Annotated in this window: 17 protein-coding genes; 8 read left to right on the top strand and 9 right to left on the bottom strand. The window is 60.8% G+C overall.

Features of this window, described 5'->3' with window-relative positions:
• Nucleotides 1-75: 75 nt before the first annotated feature.
• Both QR290_RS06045 and QR290_RS06040 read left to right on the top strand, forming a co-directional pair.
• Nucleotides 76-1,050 carry a 2-hydroxyacid dehydrogenase gene (locus tag QR290_RS06045; protein ID WP_115076610.1) on the top strand — a complete coding sequence of 325 codons (975 nt, stop codon included), beginning with the start codon at nucleotides 76-78 and terminating at the stop codon, nucleotides 1,048-1,050.
• A gap of 197 nt (nucleotides 1,051-1,247) precedes the next feature.
• Entirely contained in the window at nucleotides 1,248-1,751 is a 504-nt protein-coding gene (locus QR290_RS06040; protein WP_289204541.1) for a DUF2165 domain-containing protein, read from the top strand.
• A 4-nt stretch (nucleotides 1,752-1,755) separates the two neighbouring features.
• Here QR290_RS06040 and QR290_RS06035 read toward each other — a convergent pair whose 3' ends face one another.
• A complete protein-coding gene (locus tag QR290_RS06035; protein WP_114881469.1) occupies nucleotides 1,756-2,658 on the bottom strand; it encodes a DMT family transporter in 903 nt (300 codons plus the stop codon).
• Between the two features lie 139 nt (nucleotides 2,659-2,797).
• Between QR290_RS06035 and QR290_RS06030 the strand changes: the two genes are divergently transcribed.
• Nucleotides 2,798-3,673, top strand: a complete 876-nt coding sequence (locus QR290_RS06030; RefSeq protein ID WP_115076608.1) for a helix-turn-helix domain-containing protein — start codon at nucleotides 2,798-2,800, stop codon at nucleotides 3,671-3,673.
• Here the strand turns inward: QR290_RS06030 and QR290_RS06025 are convergent, their stop codons facing one another.
• The 6 genes from QR290_RS06025 to QR290_RS06000 all read right to left on the bottom strand — a co-directional run bounded on the left by QR290_RS06025 (nucleotide 3,674) and on the right by QR290_RS06000 (nucleotide 9,980).
• A complete protein-coding gene (locus tag QR290_RS06025; RefSeq protein WP_115076607.1) occupies nucleotides 3,674-6,103 on the bottom strand; it encodes a TonB-dependent siderophore receptor in 2,430 nt (809 codons plus the stop codon).
• A gap of 104 nt (nucleotides 6,104-6,207) precedes the next feature.
• Nucleotides 6,208-7,197 carry a FecR family protein gene (locus QR290_RS06020; RefSeq protein ID WP_289204540.1) on the bottom strand — a complete coding sequence of 330 codons (990 nt, stop codon included), beginning with the start codon at nucleotides 7,195-7,197 and terminating at the stop codon, nucleotides 6,208-6,210.
• Nucleotides 7,194-7,760 (bottom strand): RNA polymerase sigma factor, encoded by a 567-nt coding sequence (locus QR290_RS06015; RefSeq protein ID WP_115076605.1) that lies wholly within the window; start codon nucleotides 7,758-7,760, stop codon nucleotides 7,194-7,196. The genes QR290_RS06020 and QR290_RS06015 overlap by 4 nt, the downstream gene beginning before the upstream one ends.
• Before the next feature lies 1 nt (nucleotide 7,761).
• Nucleotides 7,762-8,088 carry a DUF3325 domain-containing protein gene (locus QR290_RS06010; RefSeq protein ID WP_115076604.1) on the bottom strand — a complete coding sequence of 109 codons (327 nt, stop codon included), beginning with the start codon at nucleotides 8,086-8,088 and terminating at the stop codon, nucleotides 7,762-7,764.
• On the bottom strand, nucleotides 8,089-9,678 hold the full coding sequence (locus QR290_RS06005; RefSeq protein WP_289204539.1) for a PepSY-associated TM helix domain-containing protein: 1,590 nt from the start codon (nucleotides 9,676-9,678) through the stop codon (nucleotides 8,089-8,091).
• Nucleotides 9,675-9,980, bottom strand: coding sequence for a DUF3649 domain-containing protein (locus QR290_RS06000; protein WP_085698515.1), 306 nt, complete (start codon nucleotides 9,978-9,980; stop codon nucleotides 9,675-9,677). The genes QR290_RS06005 and QR290_RS06000 overlap by 4 nt, the downstream gene beginning before the upstream one ends.
• A gap of 176 nt (nucleotides 9,981-10,156) precedes the next feature.
• On the opposite strand from QR290_RS06000, the gene QR290_RS05995 reads away from it, so the two are divergent.
• From QR290_RS05995 to fecA, 3 genes are all read left to right on the top strand, one after another.
• Nucleotides 10,157-10,645 (top strand): sigma-70 family RNA polymerase sigma factor, encoded by a 489-nt coding sequence (locus QR290_RS05995; RefSeq protein ID WP_007957265.1) that lies wholly within the window; start codon nucleotides 10,157-10,159, stop codon nucleotides 10,643-10,645.
• A complete protein-coding gene (locus QR290_RS05990) occupies nucleotides 10,642-11,571 on the top strand; it encodes a DUF4880 domain-containing protein (RefSeq protein WP_289204538.1) in 930 nt (309 codons plus the stop codon). Before QR290_RS05995 ends, QR290_RS05990 begins: the two co-directional genes overlap by 4 nt.
• A gap of 133 nt (nucleotides 11,572-11,704) precedes the next feature.
• The gene (gene fecA, locus QR290_RS05985) at nucleotides 11,705-14,038 is read left to right on the top strand and encodes a TonB-dependent Fe(3+) dicitrate receptor FecA (protein WP_289204537.1); all 2,334 of its coding nucleotides are present in this window, start codon (nucleotides 11,705-11,707) and stop codon (nucleotides 14,036-14,038) included.
• A gap of 71 nt (nucleotides 14,039-14,109) precedes the next feature.
• Here fecA and QR290_RS05980 read toward each other — a convergent pair whose 3' ends face one another.
• Together QR290_RS05980 and QR290_RS05975 are read right to left on the bottom strand one after the other, a co-directional pair.
• Nucleotides 14,110-14,517 carry an HPF/RaiA family ribosome-associated protein gene (locus QR290_RS05980; RefSeq protein WP_011332524.1) on the bottom strand — a complete coding sequence of 136 codons (408 nt, stop codon included), beginning with the start codon at nucleotides 14,515-14,517 and terminating at the stop codon, nucleotides 14,110-14,112.
• A gap of 199 nt (nucleotides 14,518-14,716) precedes the next feature.
• Entirely contained in the window at nucleotides 14,717-15,664 is a 948-nt protein-coding gene (locus tag QR290_RS05975) for a LysR substrate-binding domain-containing protein (RefSeq protein WP_289204536.1), read from the bottom strand.
• 135 nt (nucleotides 15,665-15,799) lie between these two features.
• On the opposite strand from QR290_RS05975, the gene QR290_RS05970 reads away from it, so the two are divergent.
• Both QR290_RS05970 and QR290_RS05965 read left to right on the top strand, forming a co-directional pair.
• Entirely contained in the window at nucleotides 15,800-17,176 is a 1,377-nt protein-coding gene (locus tag QR290_RS05970; RefSeq protein ID WP_289204535.1) for an L-serine ammonia-lyase, read from the top strand.
• Between the two features lie 63 nt (nucleotides 17,177-17,239).
• Nucleotides 17,240-18,541 carry an HAAAP family serine/threonine permease gene (locus QR290_RS05965; protein ID WP_289204534.1) on the top strand — a complete coding sequence of 434 codons (1,302 nt, stop codon included), beginning with the start codon at nucleotides 17,240-17,242 and terminating at the stop codon, nucleotides 18,539-18,541.
• Nucleotides 18,542-18,648: the final 107 nt, after the last annotated feature.

Raw genomic sequence — 18,648 nt, 5'->3', positions numbered from 1 at the left:
AAAGGCCGCCAAGACAACCCAAAACAGAAATGTTAGCTTGCTTGGCAATAAAGCCCCGAAGCCGAGCCCATAGCGATGAAAAAAACAGTTTTGGCCTTCAGCCGCATCACCCCACCCATGATCGAACGCCTGCAACAGGACTTCGACGTCATCGTCCCCAACCCAAAAAACGGCGACATCAACGCCCAGTTCAACGAAGCCCTGCCCCACGCCCACGGCCTGATCGGCGTCGGTCGAAAACTCGGCAAGGCCCAACTGGAAAACGCCACGAAACTCGAAGTGGTCTCCAGCGTCTCCGTCGGCTACGACAACTACGACCTCGCCTACTTCAACGAACGCGGGATCATGCTCACCAACACCCCGGACGTCCTCACCGAAAGCACCGCTGACCTGGCCTTCGCCCTGATCATGAGCAGCGCCCGCCGCGTCGCCGAACTGGACGCCTGGACCAAAGCCGGCCAATGGCAGGCCAGCATCGGCGCACCGCTGTTCGGTTGCGACGTACACGGCAAGACCCTGGGCATCGTCGGCATGGGTAACATCGGCGCCGCCGTCGCCCGTCGCGGACGCTTCGGCTTCAACATGCCGATCCTGTACAGCGGCAACAGCCGCAAGACCGAACTGGAACAGGAGCTCGGCGCACAGTTTCGCAGCCTTGACCAACTGCTGGCCGAAGCCGACTTCGTCTGCCTGGTGGTTCCACTCAGCGACAAGACCCGCCACCTGATCAGCCACCGCGAACTGGCGCTGATGAAGCCGGACGCGATTCTGGTGAACATCTCGCGTGGCCCGGTAGTCGACGAGCCGGCACTGATCGAAGCGTTGCAGAACAACCGCATTCGCGGCGCCGGCCTCGACGTCTACGAGAAAGAACCGTTGGCTGAATCGCCGCTGTTCCAGCTGAAAAACGCCGTCACCCTGCCGCACATCGGCTCGGCGACAAATGAAACCCGCGAAGCCATGGCCAACCGCGCAATGGCCAACCTGCGCAGCGCCCTGCTCGGCGAGCGCCCGCAGGATCTGGTCAATTCGCAAGTCTGGAAGAGCTGATGCCCCTCAGGGCCGGGACGCAGTTTCCCGGCCCCGTCTGCTTTCAACCTGTTTCTTTGAAAGTGCCTGGAGTTGTTCCTACCCCCATTTAAACTACACAACTTGAAAACGACTCATCACCCGACTTCATTACACCCCCTATAGAATCCCGTGAACTATCTGCCAACGGGCAGACACCATTCATGGAGAATTAACAAATGACAAGCCTTACAACTTCCCAACTTATCAGGAGAAGTAAAGTCGCAATCGTTTTCATGGTCGGCATATTGGGTGCTCTCATTGTCTTCAGCAATGCCACCGATTACAACTCGAACTATGTTTATCTTGGCCACATTCTAAGCATGGATACGACAGGCAGCCATTTGAAGTATCGATCGATCGACTCGGAAATGATGCACCACCGCATCTACTGGATGATCATGACACTGGAGACGATCTTCACCTCGTCCTGCCTCTTGGGTGGTTATCAACTGGCGAAAAACCTCAATTCATCGGAAAAGCAATTTCACGAAGCAAAAAAATACGCCGTACTGGGGTTTCTCGTGGCGCTGTTTGTTTATTACTTCTGCCTGCAAGTCATTGGCAATGAATGGTTCGACATGGACCAGTCAAAGGAATGGAACGCCATGTCCTGGGCGCAAAGCATTGTCGACTTCCTGCTCCCGGCACTTATATTCCTGGTCATGAAAATCGACGATTGACTGTTCAATGTGCGGGTTTAGCGATCATTTCAATAACGGGTTTAGGTTTACGAAATACCAATACATTACCCAGCATCACCAGCACCAGTCCGGCCAACGCTGGTGCCGTCCATTGATAACCTTCGGCAAAGGCCGATACGTTCAGCGCCACCACCGGGAACAGCACAGTGCAATAAGCGGCGCGCTCCGGCCCCATACGACCAACGAGCGTCAGGTATGCGGTAAAACCGATCACCGACCCCGGAATCACCAGATACAGCAAGGCGCCGATGTAGCGCGAGGTCCATTCCATCTCGAACGGAATACCTTTGACCAGGCACCAGACCGACAGCATCGCTGCACCGTAAGCCATGCCCCACGCATTGGTGGTCAGCGGCTTGAGGCCGGCCTTCTGTTGCAGGCTCGACAGCATGTTGCCCGCCGAGAAACACAAGGTGCCGCAGAGTGCCAGGCCCAGGCCGAGCAGGGTTTGCGGACTGGCGTGATGCCCGGCCAGTTCCGGCCAGAACAACAGGCCCAGACCAAACAATCCCAGTGCCCCGCCCATCAGCACATTGCGCGCGATACGCTGGCCGAAGAACACCCGCGCATTCAGCGCGTTCCACAACGTTGCGGTGGAAAACACCACCGCCACCAGACCGCTGGGGATCCATTGGCTGGCAGTCAGGAAGCACATGAAGTTGACGCAGAACAGGCACAAGCCCTGCGCGACACAGATCAGATGCCCACGCCGGTTCATCGGTTGCAGTCGGCGGCTGAGCAGCAACAGCGCGAACAACACCAGCGCGGCAAGACCGAAGCGATAGACGATCGACACCGGAATCGCCACCACGCCCAGTTGCCACTTCAGGGCGATCCAGGTGGTGCCCCAGATCAGCACGGTCAACAAATACAACGACAGGTTCATGGCAGACACTCCTTGATTGGGTTTCAGTGTCCGCCCGCGCCTTCGACCCTCGCTTGCATAAACTTGCGCTTTTGTCGGCGCGCAGGCTGGCAGCGCGAAATCTACGGAGTAGGATGCAAGGCGTTGAAGAGAACCGATCATGGCCGCCATCGATACCTTGCAAGTCTTTCAAGCCCTGAACAATTCGCCCAATGCACGCCTTGTGCACAGCGCCGAGTTGGGTGACGGCCTGTCCGCTGCTTTGTGGACCAATCACCACGACGCCCAGGAATACGAAGCGCCGAGCCATCACACCCTCTCCTGCTACATCGCCGGCGGCACCGGCACCTTCCGCCGTGGCGAACCCGGTAACAAGGGCGGCCCGGACAAGTTGTGCATCCTGCCGGCCGACCATGAATCGGGTTGGGTCATCAACGGTGATATTCGTCTGGCCCACCTGTATTTCAGCGCCGAACAATTTGCCTTGGGTTGCGTCACGTTGCTGGATCGCGAGCCTCGGGAAATGCAGTTGCGCGAACAGACCTTTCTGGAAGATCCGCAACAGGCCCGACGGTTTCGCCAGTTACTCACTCTCAATTGGGACGAGCCCGGCGAGCGTTTGCTGACCAGCAGCCTGGCCCACGAACTGATCAGCCACACCCTGCTGAGTCAGGTCGGCGTACGTCAGGGCTTGCGTCTGAAGGGTGGGCTGGCGCCGCATCAGCGTCGGCAACTGGTGGAGTTCATCGACAGCCAACTGGCCGAGCCGATCAGTCTCGGGCAACTGGCGGGGTTGTGTGCGTTGTCGGAATACCACTTCGCGCGGATGTTCCGGGTGAGCTTCGGCCTGCCGCCGCATCAGTATGTGCTGGCGCGGCGCTTGAGCCGGGCGCGGGAGTTGTTGCGGGGCACGGCGTTGCCGTTGGGGGAGATAGCCCTGGCGTGCGGATTTGCCAGTGCCAGCCACTTCACCAACCGTTTTCGTCAGGTGCTGGGGGGAACGCCCGGCGAGTATCGCCAGGCGTTTTTGCGCTGATCAGAACTCCAGCGTGCTCGACAACGAAATCTGCCGCGAATCGCCCATCGACACGAAAAACCGACTCGCCGCCGAGGTGTAGTAAGTGCGATCGAACAGGTTCTTCACGTTGAGCTGGAATTTGACCTTCTGCCCTTCGACTTTGGTGTCGTAAGTGGCGAACGCATCGGCCACGGTGTAGCTCGGCAGATCGAAATCGTTCACCGCGTTACCCGCTCGTTCACCGACATACCGCGCACCGGCGCCGACCCGAAGTTGATCGCCACCGATCACGCTGCCGAAGTCGTAGACCGCCGACAGCGAGCCGGTATTCTTCGCCACGTTTTGCAGCTTGTTGCCTTTGTAATCCGGATCTTCCGTGACCTCGGCGTCGGTGTAGGCGTAGCTGCCGATCATGCTCCAGCGGTCGCTGAGCTGGCCGGTCAGATCGACTTCCAGACCTCGGGAACGCACTTCTCCAGCAGCGCTGTAGATCGTGGTCGGGCCTTCGGCGTTGGCCACCAGCACGTTGCGTTTCTTGATGTCGAACAGGGCGATGTTGCCGGTGATGCGACCCGGCATATCCAGGCGTGCGCCCAGCTCCCAGGACTTGGCTTCTTCCGGCGCGATGCTGCCGTCGAGCACGGTGCTGCTGCCGCTGAGCGGGGCGATGGTCGAGTTCGGTTTGAACGATTCGGTGTAGCTGCCGTAGAACGACAACGCATCGGTGTAGCGATACACCAGACCGGCGCGCGGCACCCACTTCTGGCCGTTGCTGTCGGTGTTGGCCTTGAATGGCACGCCTTTGCCGGCGTACTGGTCGTATTCCTGGAAGCGCCCGCCAGCCACCAGAATCCACTGGTCGTTGAGGTGAATCGAGTCCTGCAGGAACACCGAATCACTGCGCAGCAGGTCGGTCTGCGCACTGTCCGCCGGGCTGACGGTGGTGCCTTCGACTTCGCGGCCGTAAACCGGATTGACGTAGCTGAAGGTGCTCAGGCTTTTCTGGCGGATCAGGTCGGCGCGATAGATCTTGCGGTACTCGTCGTCGACGCCGAACACCAGGTCATGTTGCATGCCCAGCACGTTGACCTTGCCTTCGAGGCTGGCGGTGGTGAAACGGTCGGTGCTGATCGCGCCCTGGGTGCCGTCCATGCTGCGGGTCAGGGTGCCTTTTTTGGTGTCGATCGCGGTTACGCGGACCTGGCTGGCGTCGTAGGTTTCGCGGTTCCAGCTGTAGCCGAAATGGGCTTTCCAGTCGTCGTTGAGTTCGTGGTCGGCCTCGAAGTGATAGAGGTCCGAGCGCCCTTCCATGTCGTTGAATTTTTCGTCGAGGCGCTCGTTGCGCGAGATGTCCAGCGGATGGTTGGTGCGTGGATCAATCAGGGTTCCGCGATCAAACGGAGTCAGGAATTCGCGGTGCTCATAAGCGAACAACAGCTTGGTGCGCTCGCCGTACCAGGCCAGCGACGGCGCGATCAGGGTTTCGCGGTGAGTGCCGAAGTTGCGCCAGTAATCTTCGTCTTCGTGGTCCAGCACCATGCGATACGCGAGGCCGGAATCCCCCAGCGCACCGGTGCTGTCGAAGGAGCCGCCGCTGCCATTCTTGCCGTCGCCGTAGGTCGAGCCGCGCAGGGTCAAAGCGTTGTATTGGGTCAGCTCAGGTTTCTTGCTGACCATGTTGACCACGCCGCCCGGGTCCTGAATCCCGTAGAGCAGCGAGGCCGGGCCCTTGAGCACTTCGACGCGATCCACCGTGGCGTTCATGCCACGGCCCTGCACCACCGGCATGCCGTCGCGCATGATCGAGCCGTTGCGGTTATCGCCGAAGCCTCGGGTCATCACCGAATCCTGGGTGCTGCCCAAAGTGTTGCCCTGAGTAATGCCGCTGACGTTGGCCAGTGCATCATCAAGATTGCGCGGTGCCTGATCGCGAATGACCTGGGCCGGAATCACATTGACGGTCTGCGGGATTTCCTGAAGCGAAGCGGAAGAGCGCATCACCGAACTGGTTTCCGGTGGCTGGTAAGTCATCGGCTGGTTGACCACCGAGGTGATGGTGGTCGCACCGAGGTTCAATGCGCCTGCGGTCGGTTGCGGTTCGAGTGCCAGGGTATGGCTATCGGTGCGGCGGAAGGTCAGGCCGGAGCCTGTGAGCAGACGTTGCAGCGCCTGTTCGGCACTCATCTGGCCGTTGATCGCTGGAGCGGTCAAGCCGTAAGGCGCTTCATCGGTGTAGACCACGCTCTGCCCGGTGACGCGGCTGAAATCGCTCAGGGCCTGAGGCAAGGGCTTGGCGGCCAGGGAAAAACTGAACTGCTTTTGTGGCTGACTGCTGACGGATTCAGCGGCCAGCGCCACGCTCATCGGCAACAGGGCCAATGCCGAAAAACTCAAGGCCGAAACGCCTAACCACTGTTTGACCGAACCCGATTTTGCCCTGGACTTCATTGCTCATGACCTGTGTAGAACCGCAACGGATGCGAATGACTCGCAGTTTCAGTCACTACACGAATGGCGTCCGGGTTTACCTCACCACAAAATTGAAAATATTTTCAGCGCAGAATGATCAGCTTGCCCAAGACCTGATGCTGCTCGAATCCCAACACCCCTTGCAGGGAATTCAACACGGCTTGTGGATCCTTGCTCGGAAAGCTGCCGCTGACCTTGCGCGCCGCCAGTTCATCGTTGAGCAACACGATCCGTCCCGGGTAATAACGCCGCAGATCCTGCACCACATCGGCCAGTGTCGACTTGTAGTAAGTCAGCCAGCCCTGGCGCCACGCCAGTTGCGCTTCGCTGTCCACGGCGTGGAGTTTTTCCGCAGTGCCTGCGCCGTACGCCACTTGCTGGCCGGCGGTGAGAATCTGCTGTTGATCATCACGGGATGCTGTCACGCCGACGCGCCCTGACAGCACGGTAACTTGCGCGCCATGAGGTTGCAGGCGCACCTCGAATTGCGTGCCAAGCACCCGCGCCTGACCTTTCTCGGCCTCGACCACAAAAGGATCGCCGGTGTGGGTCACGCTGAAAAATCCGGCGCCGCGGCGCAATTGCACATGCCGCTCGCCGTGACTGAAATCCACGGCGATGGCACTATCCGCGTCCAATGTCACTTGCGACTGATCGGCCAGGGTCACGGTGCGGATCTCGCCCGGGGCCGACACGTAATCGGCGCCAAGATCATCGATCCAGCGCTGCGGCTGCCAACCGCTGCCGAGGCTGATCATCAACAACAGGCAGGCCGCCATAGCCAGTGCTCCGGCCCAACGCCGGACCTGCGGACGACGCGGTCGATCCATCGCATTGAGCAACCCCTGCAACGCCAGCGCATCTTCATCGGCCAAAGTGCGCGCCGGCCCTTCGCTCAACTCCCACACCACTTGCGCCTGGGCGTAGGCCTCGGCGTGGGCCGGGTCAGCGTGCAGCCATTGACTGAAGGTCAGTTGATCACCGGTGCTCGGGCGGTCGTGCAGCAGGCTCAGCCAGGCGAATGCGGCCTGTTCCTGAGCGGGCGTCGGGATGACGCGGTCGGTGTTGTTCACGGTGCTTTCCCTGGCAGGCGTGGCGCGGGTTCGCGCAGGCTGGCCTTGCAGGCCTCGAGGGCGCGCATCATATGTTTTTCCACGGCGCTTTGGGACAGGCCCATGGCTTTGGCGATCTCGGCGTACTTGCGCCCGTGGATGCGATTGAGCAAAAAGATCTGCCGCGTGCGCTCGGGCAACGCGCGCAACGCCGCTTCGACATGGCGCAAATCGTTGCCCGCTTCGAGCGCCGCCTGCGGTTCGCTGGCGCTGCTGTCCGGTTCATCCGGTTGCCAACCTTCGTTGACCCGCACCCGCGTGCCTTCGCTGCGCAAATGATCGATGGCGATATTGCCGGCGCAGCGCAACAGATAAGTGCTGAGCTCTTCGACCTGCACCAGCGGCCGACGCCAGAAGCGCAGGAACAGATCCTGCACCAGATCCGCCGCCGTCGCCCGGCAACCGACGCGCCGGTTCACCAGCGCTTCCATCTGCGAACGCTGGGACAGGAACACCTGAAGAAAATGCGCACGAGCGCCATGGGGTTCGTCGTCGCGGCGTTCGGGAGGATGGCCGATCAGCATGTCAGTTCAAGGCCCACGCAGCGACCGGACTGGCGAGCAGGCTCAGTCCGGCCATGATCAATGCCAGGCGTGGGTGATAGGACAGCAACAGCACCAGAGTCAGCGCGCTGAGCATCAACACCGCGCACCAGTCGACCAGGCCGAAGCTCCAGCCTTTCATGGAAACCGCCGCCCAGAGCGACGACCCCAACAACAACCAGCCCGCGAGTTTCAGACCTTGCCGACGGCGAGCCGAAGGTTTGTGGCCCAGCAGCTCTTCGTGATGCCGGGGCATCGCCAGGCAAAGCGCGGTGAAAGCGCAATAACAGAGCAACAGCGCCAGCAGCATTCAGTTCGCCCCTTGCTCGAGGGTGATTGGCCGAGCCTTTTCACGGGCAGGTTTTTTCACGTTGACGGTGTGTCCGGCGCGTTGCATTTTCCGGGCGGCCCAGGCGAGGAACAGGCCGCTGCCCAGACACGTCAGGTCGAAACCGGCCAAGGCCCAATCGCCTTCGGGCACTGTCACGCCGAGGTGATAAGGCGTGGTCAGTCCATTGAGAACCGGCACCGCGACAAACAGCGCGGCCCCCAGCGACAGCTGTTCGACCCAGGCCTTGCGCCCCGGCCGCAACACCGCGTGCACCACACTCAAGCCCCAAGTGATGAAGAACGCGTTCACTTCCCAATCGGCACGCCCGGCCAGACTCACCGGCAGCAGACGATTGGCCCAGAAGAACACGGCAACCGCTGCCACCAGCCCGGCCATGCTGGCGATGTTCAGCACCTCAACCAGCCGCAATTCGAAAGGCATCACACCGGTTTTGGCATGTTTGAGCTGACGCTTGCCCAGCCAGATCACCAGCCCGGTGCCGATCATCGCCGTACCCGCCAGACCGCAGATGAAATACAGCCAACGCAGCACCGGCCCGGCAAAGTGTCCCATGTGCAAGCCGTAGAAACTGCCGGCCACTGCCATCGCTATCGGCTGTTGCGGCGCGGTGCCGATGATTTGCCCGCTGATACCGTTGAAGGTCACGGCGCTGCCGGAGTCGTTCACCACTCGGTCGGAGCCCGCGCGAGACATCACCACCGAAGCGTTTGCGTCGCCTTGATTGAGCACAGTGATACGCCCGACATGCCCGCCCGACCACTGCTCGCTGGCCACCCGCAACAAGGGCGCCATCGGTGCCAGCGTCGCCGGTTGATTGGCACGTTCAGGAATGCTGGATTCGGGAAATACCTCGTCGTAAAACGCCCGGACGTTGTTGCCGTACGAAGCCAGAATGCTCGCCGGCATCACCATCGACATGAAGATCACCAGGCTGCTGTAAGTGATCATCAGATGAAACGGCAACACCAGCACACCCACCGCGTTGTGCCCGTCGAGCCACGAACGCTGGCCTTTGCGCGGGCGGAAGGTGAAGAAGTCCTTGAAGATTTTCTTGTGGGTGATGATTCCGGTGATCAGCGCGACGAACATCACCATGGCGGCGATGGTCGAGAGCCAGCGGCCCCATGGATAAGGCATTTGCAGCTGGAAATGGAAACGGTAGAAGAACTCGCCGCCCATGCTTTCACGGGCCTGAACTTCGGCGCCGGTCTCTGCTTCGAGGGTCTTGCGGGTGAGTGCACCGCGTTCGCCGGGCTTGGCGGGCGTCTGCTGCCAGCCCACGCTCAGACCGGGATCGCGGGCGTCGGGCAGGCCAATGATCCAGCGTGAAGCGTCGGGGGCGTTTTGTTGCAGATATTGCTGGGCGAGCGTCAGGCTTTTTTCGGCATCCAATGGATGGGCATTGATTTCCGGCTGCATCCAGTGACTGATTTCATCCTTGAAATAGGCCAGGGTTCCGGTCAGGAAAATCGCGAACAACAGCCAGCCGAAGACCAGCCCGGTCCAGGTGTGCAGCCAGGCCATCGCCTGCCGAAAACCCTCTTTCATGCCAGACCCAGACCGCGCGCAGCACCGGACACGGTCGCCAGGATCACGCTTGGCACCAGCAGACCGACCCACGCCGACCACGCCGTGCGACAGGCGAAACACCAGAGCACCGCCACCAGATAGACCAGAAACGAAACAGTCATGCCGGTCACCACCGCTTCGGCGCGGTTCAGAGGCAGCCACAGTGTCAGCGTGACGCTGGCCAATGCCGCGACCAGATACCCGCCAAACACCGCCGCGAGCACCCGCGAAGTGACGGCCAGACGATAGGACATGGGGAGAGTGGCGAGTTTGGCTTTCATGTTTCGACCCTGAAACGGTTAACGCCCGGTCAACAGACCGAGACGACAGGTATGCGATATTAATGATAAATATTCTCATACGCAAAAGAGTCTGATTGCCGGGCATCACTCACAGCCCTACAATGCGAACCATTCTTGTTCTCTAACGCGTCCCGCATGCGCCCGGAGTGATGCCGTTGTCGTCCGCCCATCCTGTCGAATCGCTCTATCAGGCCCACCACAGCTGGCTCACCGGCTGGCTGCGGCGCAAACTCGGCTGCCCGGACAGCGCCGCCGATCTGGCCCAGGACACCTTCATCCGGGTGCTGACCGCCCGCGAGCCGCCGGTGATCATCGAGCCGCGTGCATTCCTCACCACCCTGGCCAAGCGCGTGCTGTTCAATCATTACCGCCGCCAGGATCTGGAGCGCGCCTACCTCGACACCCTCGCGCAGATGCCGGAAATGGTCGCGCCTTCGGAAGAAGAAAAAGCGATCATCCTGCAAACCCTGATGGAGCTGGATCAGTTGCTCGACGGTCTGCCGCGTGCCGTCAAACGCGCATTTCTGCTGGCCCAGGTCGATGGCCTGACCTATCCGCAGATCGCCGCCGAACTGGGCATTTCCGTGGCGACGGTCAAACGTCATCTGAATAAAGCAGCGATGCGCTGCTACTTCGCCCTGTGAACCCGCCGATGGATTTTTCCGCGCAGGTCGCCGAACAGGCGGTGCACTGGTTGCTGGAAATGCAGCAGGGCCCGCTGAACCCGCGTCAGCAACAAGCCTGGCAGCAATGGATCGACGCCCACAGCGAACATCGCCGCGCGTGGGAACATATTCAGCGGGTCAATTCACGGTTGAGGGGTTTGTCATCGCCACTGGCCCACGCCGCGCTGAATGCGCCGAAGTCCGGCAGCCGTCGTCAGGCGCTGAAGCTGTTGCTGATTCTCGGCGCTGGCTCAGCGGTCACCTGGGGGATGCGCGAACACAATCCGTTGCCATCGCTGTTGGCCGATTACCGCAGCCCCATTGGTCAGCGACGCAAGATCTCGCTCGGCGCCGGCGGCCAGTTACAGCTCAACACCGCGAGTGCAGCGGATGTCCGAGGCGATGGTCTGATCCGTCTGCTTGAAGGCGAAATGCTGCTGACCGCCACCCAATCCTTCGAAGTACAAACCGCCCAAGGCCTGCTGAAAACCCAGGGCGCGCGAATAAACGTGCGGCAGTTTGCCGACCGCACGCAGATCGCACTGTTTGAAGGTCGGGTCGAATTGAACGCACAAGGTCGCGCGCCGATGTTGCTGCCGGTTGCCCGGCAACTGAGTTTCAGCACCACCGGCATCAGCCCGGCAAAACCGCTGGACGCCAACAGCGGCGCCTGGGCCGATGGCATGCTGGTGGCCGCGCACATGCGCCTGGGCGACTTCCTCGACGAACTCGGCCGCTACCGTCGCGGGCAGCTCAATTGCGATACGAAAGTCGCTGATTTGCTGATCTCCGGGACTTATCCACTGGACGACAGCGAGCGGATTCTCGATCTGCTGGAAATCAGCCTGCCGGTAAAAGTGAAGCGGTTTACCCGGTACTGGGTGACAGTTGAAGCCAGAGCCTGATCGCTCCCACGCTCTGCGTGGGAACTCACTCGGTCGCTCCGCGCCCCTGTAAAAAATAAATGAGCCGTTTTTCAGATCTGGCGTGACAGAGAAGGAAAGCCCCCTTGATTCAACCTTCTCAGGACCGTCCTCCATGCAACCCACCCGCCTCACGCCGCTGGCCCGAACCCTGCGCAACCTCGTCCTCGGCGCCAGCCTGAGCTTCAGCGCCCTGCCCCATGCACTGGCTGCCGACACCAAGGCTTACCACATCGCCCCGTCGTCGCTGGAAAACGCCCTCAACCAGTTCGGCCGTGAGGCCGGTGTGCTGATTTCGTTTGGCTCTCAGGTCACCAGCGGTGTTCAGAGCCGTGGCCTCGAAGGCAGCTACACAGCAGAACAAGGTCTGAACGCGCTGCTTGAAGGAACCGGTCTGCAAGCCCGCGCCGAAGGTGGCAATGCCTTCAGCCTGCAACCGTCGAACGACAGCGCTCTGGAGCTGGATACTTCGAAAGTGGTCGGCGACTGGCTGGGTGAAGCCGCGCAAGTCAACGTCTTCGAACATCCCGGTGCCCGTGACGTGATCCGCCGCGAAGAATTCGAACGCCAGGGCGCGACCCAGGCCCGCGATGTGCTCAACCGCATTCCCGGCGTCAACGCCCCGGAAAACAACGGCACCGGCAGCCACGACATGGCGCTGAACTTCGGCATTCGCGGTCTCAACCCGCGCCTGGCCGCGCGCTCGACCGTTTTGATGGACGGCATTCCGGTGCCGTTCGCGCCTTACGGCCAGCCGCAGTTGTCCTTCGCGCCGATCAGCATGGGCAACATGGACGCGGTGGATGTCGTGCGAGGCGGCGGCGCCGTGCGTTACGGCCCGCAGAACGTCGGCGGCGTGGTCAACTTCGTGACCCGGGCGATTCCGGATGAGCCGACCGTTAAGGGCGGCTTCCAGACTGAAACCAGCCCATCGTCGAGCCATGACGGCTTCAAGACCAGCGCCAATCTGCTGGCAGGCGGCACCAACGAGAACGGACTGGGCGGCGCGCTGCTGTACTCCGGCACGCGGGGTGGAGACTGGCGCGAACACAGCGACACGGAAATCGACGACCTGATCCTCAAGGGCAAATACCAGCTCGACGAAGCCAACAGCTTCAACGCCATGGCCCAGTATTACGAAGGCAAGGCCGACATGCCCGGCGGTCTGAATGTCGCCGACTACGATGCCGACCCGTATCAGTCGACCCGGCCGAAAGACCAGTTCTGGGGTCGTCGCACGATGTTCAACTTCGGCTATCGCTATCAGGAAGATCGCCGCGAATTCACCGCCAACACCTTCTTCACCAAAACCCTGCGCAGCGGCTATCTGGATCAGGGCACTTTCCTGTCGCTGTCACCGCGCGAATACTGGGTTCGCGGTCTGGAAACCCGCTTCGCCCAGGGCTTCGACCTCGGTCCGACCAGCCATGAAGTCGGCGTCGGCTATCGCTACATCAACGAGGCCGGCCACGAATTGCGCTATCGCACGCCGATCAGCAGCAATGAATATCCGACCACCAACAGCCGCAATGACCGCGACACGCGCGGCGGTACCGAGGCCAATGCGTTCTTCGTCGATGACCGGATCGACATCGGCAAGTGGACGATCACCCCGGGCGTGCGCTACGAGATGATCGAATCGCAGCAGACCAACAACCTGACCAACGTCAAATACAAGGGCGATTACAACACCGCGCTGCCGGCGTTGAACGTGCTGTATCACCTGACCGACAGCTGGAATCTGTACGCCAACACCGAAGGCTCTTTCGGCAGCGTGCAATACAGCCAGATGCCCAACCGCGTCAGCAGTGGCGAAGTGAAACCGGAGAAGGCCCGTACCTGGGAAGTCGGCACCCGCTACGACAACGGCGCGCTGCGAGCGGAGATCGGCGCGTTCCTGATCAACTTCGACAACCAGTACGAAAGCAACCAGACCAACGATTCGGTGATCGCCCGTGGCGAGACCCGCCATCAGGGCATCGAGACCAGCGTCAACTACGCCCTCGATGACTTGAGCCCGGCGCTGGCCGGCTTCGACGTCTACGCCACTTACGCTTATGTCGACGCGACCATCAGCGAAGACGGGCCGAACAAGGGCAATCGTGTGCCGTTCTCGTCCAAGCACAAAGGCACCATCGGCGTCGGTTACACCGAAGGGCCATGGAAGCTCAACCTGGACAGCAGCTTCCAGAGCGACCAGTTCGCCGACAACGCCAACACCTCGAAAGAAAGCGCCGACGGCAGCACCGGCAAGATCCCCGGCTACATGCTGTTCAGCAGCCGTGCCGGGTATGACTTCGGCCCGCAGCTGTCGGACCTGAACGTCGCGGTGGGCGTGAAGAACATCTTCAACACCCAGTACTTCACCCGTTCGTTCGATGACAACAACAAGGGCAAGTATGTGGGTGAGCCGCGCACGGTGTACGTGCAGACCTCTGTCGCTTTCTGATCCCCGCTGAAAACAGAAAGGGCCTGCAATTGCAGGCCCTTTCTCATTGGGTGGCTTGGAAAATCAGCGTATCAACTGTTGATCGCTGCCTGTTCGTTCTCGTCAAACTCTTCCGCCAACAGTTTGTCATTGGCTTTGCTTGTGAATGGCACCACAGCGGCTCGCGGTTTGCCGCGCAGTTTGCCAAACAGGTGCTCCAGCGCGTGCTCCAGTTTTTCGGCTGCACCATCGATCGCCTGTTCCAGCGAATCGGCTTTGTGGGTGACGGAAATCGGTTGATGGCCTTTTGGCCGCGCTTCCAGTTGGCAGCGCAGGTCATGGGGACCCGGCTTGTCACCGTTCTCGTCGCTCAGATGGACTTCGACACGGGTCAGGTCTTCCTCATAACGGTCGAGCGTGCTCTCAATTGTGGTGCGTACCCACTCCTCCAGTCGTTTGCTGCTTTGAATATGGTTGTCGCTGTTGACTTGGATTTGCATAGTTCATCCCTTATTTCAGCTAGCTCGCAAGAGGCCTGGAACAGGATTTCGTGACCTCTTGATTACAACAATCGGCCCGCCGGACGAACATTTCAACCCCTTAAAAAAGATAAATATTCATACGCAAAAAAAGCCGGACAACCGAGTAAAGCGCTGGTAAGGTCGGGAGTTGGGTCGCCCGCCACCCTGAAAAATCTGCTCACAATTGGCCATCACCCAACGGGTGCAGGCTGCGGAAAATCCCCGCCTCTTCCACCAGCCAGTCATGCACCGCCCGCACGCCCGGATGGCTCAGCGCCCCCGGCGCATAAAGCAATACATAGCGCTTGTGATTGGGCACCGAAATCCCGAACGGCACGATCAACGTCCCTCGCTCCAGCTCGTCGTTAAGCAACGTGCGCCGGGCAATCGCCACGCCCATGCCGGCAATCGCCGCCTCGATGGTCAGGTGATTGCGATTGAACGTGTGTCCGCGCCGCACATCGGCGCCCTCGAAACCGATGGCATTCAGATAAAACTCCCACTCCGCGTATTCATAGCTGCCGCGCCAGGCGGTGATGTCGTGCAGCAGCGGGAAGTGCACCAGATCCGCCGGCCCGTGCAGCGGCGGCCGTCCGCGCAGCAGGCCCGGCGCACATACCGGGAAAATCTGCTCATCGAGCAAGGCTGTGGATAACAGTCCCGGATAGCTGCCGTCGTTCAAGTCGATGGCCAGGTCGAAGTCCCCTTCATGCAACGGCACACTGCTGTCCTCGGCCACCAGCCGCAACTGAATATCCGGGTAGCGCTGTTGCAGGCGTGGCAGGCGCGGAGTCAGCCATTTGCTGAGGAACGACGGAATCGAGCGCAGCCGCAGAATCCCGCTGATCATCCCCGCATCCAGGCGACGCAGTTCCGCATCGATGCTGCCATAAGCCTCGTTGACCGTAATCGCCAGTCGCTGCCCTTCCGCACTCAGCTCCACACCCCGTGCGCGACGGTGAAACAGGCGAAAGCCCAGACGCTCTTCCAGTTGTCGGATTTGTTGGCTGACCGCTCCCGGCGTGATGTGCAGTTCTTCGGCACAACGGGTGAACGACAGGTGCCGCGCGGCACAGGAAAACACCTGCAGCCAGACGTAAGTCTGGGCATGCAATTGACGGCCCATGGTTTAGTCCTGCTAAAGGCTTACTTAGGAAGTTTCGTTAGTCACGCTGAAGCGAGGTAGGCAGTATCGCCGACATTGCGCTTGTCCTACAAAAAATGGCGGCGATTCCTACTCCATTGCTTGTAAGGCTTTAGCATGGCTATCAGTGTTTTCGATCTATTCAAAGTCGGCATCGGCCCGTCCAGTTCCCACACCGTCGGCCCGATGCGCGCCGCCGCGACCTTCGCCCAGGCCCTGATCGACCAGCATTTGCTGCTGGATGTGAAGCGGGTGGAAATCCGTTTGTATGGCTCGCTTTCAGCCACCGGCGTCGGTCACGCCACCGACCGCGCAACGGTCATGGGCCTGATGGGCGAATGGCCGGACAGCATCGATCCGTCGACCATCGACCCGCGCATCCAGCACCTGCGGGAAACCGGTCAACTCTGCCTGGCCGGGCAGCGAAACATTGCCTTCAACTGGCAACACGATCTCCTGCTGCTGGACGAGAGCCTGCCCTACCACCCCAACGCCATGTCGCTGACAGCCTTTGGCGAATCTGCCGAGCTGTTCACGCAAACGTACTACTCGGTCGGCGGCGGTTTCATCATCGAAGCGGCCGAGGCAGAGTCCGGTGTAGCACCGGCCGGTGACGTCGAGTTGCCCTACGACTTTTCCAGCGCCGTTGAACTGCTGGCGCTGTGCAAACAGCACAACCTGCGGGTTTCCGAACTGATGATGGCCAACGAACGGGCCTGGCGCAGCGACGCCGAGATCCGTCAGGGCCTGCTGCATATCTGGTCGGTGATGCGCGAGTGTGTCGAACAGGGCCTGCGTCACGAAGGCGTCCTGCCCGGCGGTCTGAATGTTCCGCGTCGTGCGGCGAAACTGCACCGCAGCCTGCTGGAAATCGGCAAGCCGAACGTCATCAGTTCGACCCTGTCGGCGATGGAGTGGGTCAACCTGTTCGCCCTTGCCGTCAACGAAGAAAACGCCGCCGGCGGACGCATGGTAACCGCGCCGACCAACGGTGCCGCCGGGATCATCCCGGCCGTCCTGCACTACTACATGAAATTCAATCCGGACGCGTCGGACGATGACGTGGTCGCGTTCTTTCTGGGCGCGGCAGCCGTCGGCATCCTGTGCAAGAAAAACGCCTCGATCTCCGGTGCCGAAGTCGGCTGTCAGGGCGAAGTCGGCTCCGCTTGTGCGATGGCCGCTGCGGGCCTCGCCGATGTTCTGGGAGCCACGCCGGAGCAACTGGAAAACGCCGCCGAAATCGGCCTGGAACACAACCTCGGCCTGACCTGCGACCCGGTCGGCGGACTCGTGCAGGTGCCGTGCATCGAGCGCAACGCCATCGCGGCGGTGAAGGCGATCAACGCCACGCAAATGGCCCTGCGTGGCGACGGCAAACACTTCATTTCCCTCGACCGGGTGATCCGCACCATGCGCGATACCGGCGCCGACATGCATGACAAATACAAAGAGACTTCACGGGGCGGCCTGGCCGTGAGCTGGGTGGAGTGCTGAGGAGCGCTCCCTGACCGCCCGTAACACGTGAGCCCGAGCAAGAATAATAACGAGGCAAAAACGATGACCGATGTACGCACACCTGCTGCCGATAATCCCGCTGTAGACCGCACACGCAACAACGAAACCGCCCACAAGGGCTGGAGCAAATTCGACACCACCTGGATGCTCGGCCTGTACGGCACGGCCATCGGTGCCGGCACCTTGTTCCTGCCGATCAACGCCGGTGTCGGCGGCTTCTGGCCGTTGCTGATCCTGGCGTTGCTGGCATTCCCGATGACCTTCTTCGCTCACCGGGGCCTGACTCGCTTCGTGCTGTCGGGCCGCTCCGGTGACATCACCGAAGTGGTGGAAGAACACTTCGGCATCGGTGCCGGCAAGCTGATCACACTGCTGTATTTCTTCGCGATCTTCCCGATCCTGCTGGTGTACAGCGTGGCGCTGACCAACACCCTGAGCAGCTTCCTCGAACACCAGTTGCACATCGCCCCGCCGCCGCGAGCGGTGCTGTCTCTGGCGTTGATCCTCGGTCTGATGGCCATCGTCCGCTGTGGTCAGAGCGTAATCGTCAAAGCCATGAGCGTGCTGGTCTATCCGTTCGTCGCCGCGCTGCTGTTGCTCGGCATCAGCCTGATTCCGAACTGGAACGGCGCATTCTTCGCCAGCGCCCAGGAACCGATGGAAATGTCGGTGTTCCTCAAGACCCTGTGGCTGGCAATCCCGGTGATGGTGTTCTCGTTCAATCATTCGCCGATCATTTCCGCCTTCGCCGTCGAGCAGAAACAGCGCTATGGCGAGCAGGCCGAGCGCAAGAGCAGCGGCATTCTCGCCATGGCTCACGGCATGATGGTGGTGACGGTGATGTTCTTCTGCTTCAGTTGCGTGCTGGCGCTGTCGCCGGCGGATCTGGCAGCGGCCAAGGCGCAGAACCTTTCGATCCTGTCGTACCTGGCCAACCACTTCCAGACCCCGGTCATCGCTTACGCCGCGCCGCTGATCGCGCTGGTGGCGATCACCAAATCCTTCCTCGGCCACTACATCGGCGCCAGCGAAGGCTTTCAGGGCATGATCGTCAAAAGCCTGCGTAGCCGTGGCCGGGTGATGTCGGCGAGCTGGCTGAACCGTGCAACTGCCGTGTTCATGATCCTCAGCTGCTGGGCCGTGGCGACCTTCAACCCGAGCATCCTCGGCATGATCGAAACCCTCGGCGGGCCGGTGATTGCCTGTCTGCTGTTCCTGATGCCGATGTACGCAATCCGCCGCGTGCCGGCCTTGCGCCAGTACTCGGGACAGGTGTCCAACGTGTTCGTGGTACTGATCGGCCTGATTGCACTGTCAGCGATCATCTACTCGGTTCTGCCCTGAAACGGGCCGCAAACGAAGAAGGCGAGCCATGGGCTCGCCTTCTTTTTGGCCGGTTTCATTGTTCGACAATATTCCCGGCATGTCCCTTGCTACATCGCTGAAGGAGA

Origin of the sequence: Pseudomonas fluorescens (assembly GCF_030344995.1) — a bacterium.
Lineage (GTDB): Bacteria > Pseudomonadota > Gammaproteobacteria > Pseudomonadales > Pseudomonadaceae > Aquipseudomonas > Aquipseudomonas fluorescens_BF.
The sequence above is the reverse complement of the archived record's forward strand: the minus strand, read 5'-3'. Positions and strand labels throughout refer to the sequence as shown.